This window comes from Bryocella sp. (assembly GCF_058498515.1).
In genome coordinates this window covers 1-5,666 of record NZ_JBMHYI010000065.1, presented here as the reverse complement: position 1 = coordinate 5,666, position 5,666 = coordinate 1, and the positions used below count along the sequence as shown (strand labels likewise).

7 protein-coding genes are annotated in these 5,666 nt (G+C 63.6%); 3 read left to right on the top strand and 4 right to left on the bottom strand.

From position 1 onward, the window contains the following. Positions 1-5 precede the first annotated feature (5 nt). Entirely contained in the window at positions 6-521 is a 516-nt protein-coding gene (locus tag AC5E6W_RS19065; RefSeq protein WP_491753923.1) for a bactofilin family protein, read from the top strand. A 276-nt stretch (positions 522-797) separates the two neighbouring features. On the opposite strand, the gene AC5E6W_RS19060 is transcribed toward AC5E6W_RS19065, so the two are convergent. The 4 genes from AC5E6W_RS19060 to AC5E6W_RS19045 all read right to left on the bottom strand — a co-directional run bounded on the left by AC5E6W_RS19060 (position 798) and on the right by AC5E6W_RS19045 (position 4,333). Further along, positions 798-1,502: a DUF4339 domain-containing protein gene (locus tag AC5E6W_RS19060; RefSeq protein ID WP_491753922.1), complete on the bottom strand. Its 705-nt coding sequence runs from the start codon at positions 1,500-1,502 to the stop codon at positions 798-800. A 221-nt stretch (positions 1,503-1,723) separates the two neighbouring features. Next, positions 1,724-2,179 carry a VOC family protein gene (locus AC5E6W_RS19055; RefSeq protein WP_491753921.1) on the bottom strand — a complete coding sequence of 152 codons (456 nt, stop codon included), beginning with the start codon at positions 2,177-2,179 and terminating at the stop codon, positions 1,724-1,726. Further along, the gene (locus AC5E6W_RS19050; RefSeq protein ID WP_491753920.1) at positions 2,176-2,484 is read right to left on the bottom strand and encodes a hypothetical protein; all 309 of its coding nucleotides are present in this window, start codon (positions 2,482-2,484) and stop codon (positions 2,176-2,178) included. The genes AC5E6W_RS19055 and AC5E6W_RS19050 overlap by 4 nt, the downstream gene beginning before the upstream one ends. Before the next feature lie 169 nt (positions 2,485-2,653). Then, complete coding sequence (locus AC5E6W_RS19045; RefSeq protein ID WP_491753919.1) at positions 2,654-4,333, bottom strand: rhamnogalacturonidase; 1,680 nt, start codon at positions 4,331-4,333, stop codon at positions 2,654-2,656. Between the two features lie 157 nt (positions 4,334-4,490). Between AC5E6W_RS19045 and AC5E6W_RS19040 the strand changes: the two genes are divergently transcribed. Further along, entirely contained in the window at positions 4,491-4,709 is a 219-nt protein-coding gene (locus tag AC5E6W_RS19040; RefSeq protein WP_491753918.1) for a hypothetical protein, read from the top strand. An 81-nt stretch (positions 4,710-4,790) separates the two neighbouring features. Continuing rightward, a complete protein-coding gene (locus AC5E6W_RS19035) occupies positions 4,791-5,534 on the top strand; it encodes a tetratricopeptide repeat protein (protein ID WP_491753917.1) in 744 nt (247 codons plus the stop codon). Positions 5,535-5,666 lie beyond the last annotated feature (132 nt).

The window sequence follows — 5,666 nt, the reverse complement described above, 5'->3', positions numbered from 1 at the left end:
AACCTATGTGGAAACCGAATCAGCCTGGAACGGGCAGCCCTTCAACACCTGAACCCGTACGCGGCGGAGTTACGGCACCAACGATCGACGCCACCCCCGTGCGTCCCGCACCGTCGGCGCCTGTGAGCAGTCCCGCGGTTCCCACCGGAGAGCAGGCCACGATCGGCAAGTCGCTGGTGGTCAAAGGCGAAGTATCCGGATCTGAATCGCTTTACATCGATGGCAAGGTAGAAGGCGCGATCAATCTCCCCGGCAATCGCGTGACCGTCGGCCGCAACGGCCAGGTCGCGGCAAACATCATGGCGCGCGAGGTCGTGGTGCTCGGAAAGGTGCGCGGCAACGTGCACGCGAGCGACCGCATCGACATTCGCAGCGAGGGCTCGCTGACCGGCGACGTCATCGCGGCAAGGATCTCCATCGAAGATGGCGCGTTCTTCAAGGGCGGCATCGACATCCGCAAGCCGGGCGCCGAGGCCAAGGGGACGACGGAGATTCCGGCGACCGCTACGACTGAAGCGTAGGGAGCAAGGACTAGGGCCAAGGGGTTAGGGCCAAGGGGTTAGAAGATAACGGCAAAGGCCGCGCACATTGCGCGGCCTTTGCCGTTGCGGGACTGCGGAGAACAGCAGGTCCTTCCCCTTCGACCTGCTCAGGGTCAGGATGACGATTGCTGGGGGACCAGAAACGTCTCATCAAGCTCGGACATTCCCTCAGCGGCTGAAGCCGCATTGCCGCCAGCCCGCTTAGGGCGGGACTGAAGTCCCGCCCTGACAAAACGAGGCGCTGTGCAGAGTCTTCTAGACTCCTGGCACGCTCAGGCGGAGGGCTCTTTTGAGTTCGTTGATGCGATTAAAATGGTACTGGAAATAGATGCCGCCGAAGAAGAAGGTCATGATGGGGCCGAGGCGGAGGCCGATGGGTTCGGGGCCGTTGAAGTGGCGGAGCAGCTCGGTACGGAAGACGAAGCGGGAGGCGAAGAAGAGGACGATGCCCGCCAGCGAGATCAGCCACGAGTAATGCGAGTGCGCGGGTTCGATGTCGTAACCGATGTTGTAGCGGAAGGTGCTCCATTCGCCGGGGAGCTTCATGACGTAGAGGACAGCGATGGCGACGTAATAGCCGATGGCGGTGGAGCTGCGATCGACGCGGCGGAGCCAGGACGAGAGCACCAGATCCCAGATGACGAAGAAGGCCCCGAGGGTGAGCAGGCCGAGGAGCAGCGCCAGCCACCACGGGAGGTCGGGGGGATCCGGAAAGAGCGTGGGCAGGCCGCCGGGATGGCTGGCTGGATACCCTGCTGGGGCCGGCGGCGGGACGATGCCGGTGGGTGCAGCGGGAAAGAGCTCGGCCACGGGCAGCCAGACCTGGGCGCCTTCATGCAGCGCGCCCTCGAGCTGGGCGAGGTCGGTGGGGACGATGTGTCCGTCGGCGAGGTAAGCCTGCACCTCGGCCGCGGTATAAGGCCCAAAGAGCTGGCCGTCGCGAGCGATCCGGTAGGTCATGGTGGTTGTTTGATCCAGCTTACCGGGAGTTCGTTGCGCGCGGGGCAGAGGAAGACACGTAAGTCACGTCTCGCTGGGCGTATCGGGATCGAGGGGAGCGCGGGCAGGGCTTCCGAGGCTGGATCGTCCCGCCACTTTCGGGAAGGCGGCGTGGCGGGTCCTTCGACTGCGTCGATCGCCGCTTCGCCGCGATCTACTTTGCTCAGGATGACGGCTTGATGTTACGACTTCGCGGCGGCTTCGAGCGCGGCGATGTCGAACTTGGTCATCGTCATCATCGCAGCCATGCCGTTGGGGGTACTGATCAGCTCGGCGATGTTCTCGGGGACGATCTGCCAGCAGAGGCCGAACTTGTCGGTGAGCCAGCCGCAGGCCATGGTCTTGCCGCCACCTTCGAGGAGCTTGTCCCAGTAGAAGTCGATCTCGGCCTGGTCCTTGCAGGCGACGGAGAAGGAGAACGCGGGATTGAGCTGGAAGGCGGGACCGCCGTTGAGGAAGGTCATTGGCTGGCCGAGGAGCTCGATTTGAATCGTCGCGATGTGACCCGCGGGCCAGGGGCCTACGCCGGTGGAACGTACCTCGGCGAGCTTCTTCGCGTCGGGAAAGACGGAGAGGTAGAAGAGGGCGGCGTCTTCGGCGTTGTCGTTGAACCAGAGGAAGGGGGTGAGTTTGTTCATGCTTCGACCTGAGCCTTCGTTGTGTTGGCTGCCGACCGGGTGGCCGCAGTGCCTGTGGGCGCGCCGAAGCCACGGACGATCCAGCCTGCGAGGAGAAGCATACCGCCGATGACCGCGAGCCCGCACGAGTATGCTGTGCAGACCGCCATCAGGATCGACGTCCCCTGGAAGGGCCTATACAGGGACAAGTCGGTGAAGCCGAGAGCGAACCGGATAAGCGCCGCCACCGCCAATGCGGCACTGATCTTCAACGCTACAGAACCGACAACCGAGATTCTTCGGCCACCTTCGAGCACATTCGCCATTACTGACCTCCGCAGCTTATGGGCGCAGTGTATCGCCGGAGTCCAGCTCCGTCACGTGAAATCAGGAGCCGACAGGGGCCGGGCCCTCAGGGGCTGAAGCCCCTTCTTTCAGGGTCTCCCAGTGGCGGGGCTGAAGCCCCGCCCTGACAAAGAAAACATCCGATGCGCGTTAGATGACCTGTCCGTCGGCTTTCGCGAGCGTGGTGTCTTTCGTGGCGCGGGACCAGAGGATACGGAGGTCGGTGACGTTGTGGAGGGAGAAGTTGGGTTGTGCGGGTGCGGTGACGGCGAAGAAGTCGGCGCGGTGGACGTCCTCGAGCCAGAAGGCGGGGCGTGGGTCGGGGACAGAGGGTGCGATCTCTACGTGGCTCATCTCGAGGTTCTTGAGGTGGCGGATGAAGAAGCCGTTCGAGGGCGTGGGGCCGAAGCGGAGGAGTTCGGGGTAGTCGGCTTCGTTTTCGGGGACTTTGATGGTCTTCCAGTCGGGCATGGGCCGGGACTGCTCGCCCCAGCCGACGTGCATGTCTTTGGGCAAGCCCTGGTGGCCGAAGTAACAGTTGCTCAGCTTCACGTCCTCGATGAGGTTCTCGGGGATGCCGGAGAAGATTGACGAGGTACCGGAGGCGGAGTTGTAGCTGACCAGGTTGGAGATGAGCACGCGGCGGAGGGTGCCGGGGCGCAGGGTCTCCTTGGGATTGCGGTTGCGGCGGTTGAGGCGCAGGAAGAGTGGAGCGTCGAAGATGTCGCGGAGGGTGTTGCCGGTGATGGCGACGTCCTCGATGAGTGCGCCATCGGAGCTTTCGAGCGAGATGCCTTTGCAGCCTTCGATGACGTTGCCGGTGATGGTGAGGTTGCGGAAGCCGCCGTTGGACTCGGTGCCGCACTTGATGCGGCCGTTGAAGGGGACGTGGTCGGTCTCGGCGAAGTGCTTCCACTTGGCGGTAATCACAGAGCCGAGCTCGTAGCAGCCGGTGACGTAGTTGTTGGCGATGGTGACGTTGTCGGTGGAGCGGGCGTAGCCGAGCGCGTAGCTGGACTTGGGGCAGATGGCGTCGTCCCAGGGCGAGTTGACGGTGCAGTTGGAGACGCGGACGTTCTTGCAGCAGTCGATGTCGAAGCCGTCGCGGTCGGTATCGACGATCACGTTGTCGATGGTGAGGTTGTCGACGCCAGTAGCGAGCAGGGCGAAGTGGCCGCCCTTGAGGATGCCGAAGTCGCGGAGCAGGACGTTCTGGCAGTTCTTGAGGGCGATGGCCTTGTTGCCCACGCCGGGCTGCTCGGCGACGAAGCCGCCGGTGCCGCCGCGAACGCTCTTCGTGCCGTTGCTCAGACCCTTGCCGTGGATGAGGCCGAAGCCTTCGATGCTGATGCTGTTGAGGTTTTCGCCGACGATGAGGGAGTTGTGCCAGTGGTTGTGGCCGTAGTCCTGGTACGGGATCCAGGGATCGTTCGCTTCGGCGGCGTCGTAGGTTCCGCCGCGATAGCCGGTGGTCTCGCCGGGCATGGGGGAGGCAGCGGCTTCGAGGATTGCGCCGTTGCCGAGGTAGAGCGTGATGTTGGACTTGAGGTGGAGGGTGAAGCAGACATAGGTGCCGGCGGGAAAGAGGACGATGCCTCCGCCGACGGCGGCAGCGGCGTCGATGGCGCGCTGCACGGCGGGGGTGTCGAGGGTCTTGCCGTCCCCGGTGGCGCCGTACTTGCGGACGCTGAAGTGGCCATCGGAATCGGCCATGGGGTTCCCTGACGCAGCGGATTGCGCGAGAGCGTTGTGGCCCACGGTGGTGAGCGTGGCTGCGGCAGCGAGGGGGGAGAGCTTGAGCAGGTTGCGACGGTCCATAAGGCGATCCATGAGGGGGCGGTCCTTGAATTGAGGCCTAGCGGGAGAACTATAGCAGTCAGACAGATTGGTGGAGAAGTCGGAACGGGTTAGAACGGTTAGGAACGGTCGCGTCCGGGGTTTCGTCCGGGGGTTTCGTCTGGCGGAGCGGCTTCGTACAATGGGAGCTATGGGTTTTCCGATCAAGACGTGCGTTGTGTGCGAGGAAGAATTTGAGCTGCGTCCGGATCATGCAGGCTATGCGAACCGCTGCGTCGAGTGCAATGCGCCGAAGGAAGCGAAGGCGGTAGCGCCTGAGTCGATGACGGCGGAGGAGCGCCAGGTGCAGCGCGAGGCCGATGCGGAGCGGCGGCGGGTGATCCGCGAGATGCTGTACGAGAAGAAGTAAGGGCCAAGGGCCAAGGGCCAAGGGCCAAGGGCCAAGGGCCAAGAGAGATGCTAGTCTCGGATCAGGTTCCCCTACACGTCTATGTTTGGCATCTTTGGCCACTTCTTATATCCCTGGGGATTGATCCTGCAGGGTCTGGCGATCGTCCACTTCATTCGCCGACGGCCAGATACGTACTGGCTGTACATCATCCTGTTTCTAGGGCCCATTGGCGCGGTGATCTACCTGCTTGCCGAGGCGCTGCCGGATGCGGGGTCGACGGGGTATGGCTTCCGCGCGTTCCCGCGGCGCAAGCGGATCCGCGAGCTGCTGATGATCGTCAGGGACAACCCCTCCACGGGTAATTTCGAGGAGCTGGGCGACCTGTACATGGAAGAGGGCCAGCCGAAGCTGGCGCGCGAGGCTTTCGATCGGGCGATAGCGGCGCGGACCTTCTCGCTGGACCCGTACTACAGGCGTGGGGTGTGCGCGATGGAGCTGGGAGATCCAGCGGCGGCGCTGCCAGACCTGGAGCGGGTGGTGGCGCAGGAGCCGGACTATGACTTCCATCGGGCTGCGGGCCTGCTGGCGCATGCGTATGCGCTGACCGGGCAGACGGAGCGGGCGGAAACGCTGTTCCGCAACACGGTGCGCATCTCGACGAGTTCGGAGACCTACCTGAACTATGCTGCCTTGCTGCAGAGCCTGGGGCGCGGCAGCGAGGCGCGGGAGTGGGCGCAGAAGGTGGTCGACAAGAAGGCCACGATGCCGGGGTATCTCAGGCGGCGGGAACGCGGGTGGTTTCGGAGTGCGCGGCAGATGCTGAAGCAGCTTCCGGGCGCGTAGGGTCTGATCATTGCCTCAGCGGCTTCTATGAGACGGCTGTTGGAGTCAAGGCTTTGTTGTTTTCTGTGGGTGTTTTGGGTTCATCTCGGGCTTCTATACGCACTCGGAGGGGTTCGTTTTGAACCTGGTGCT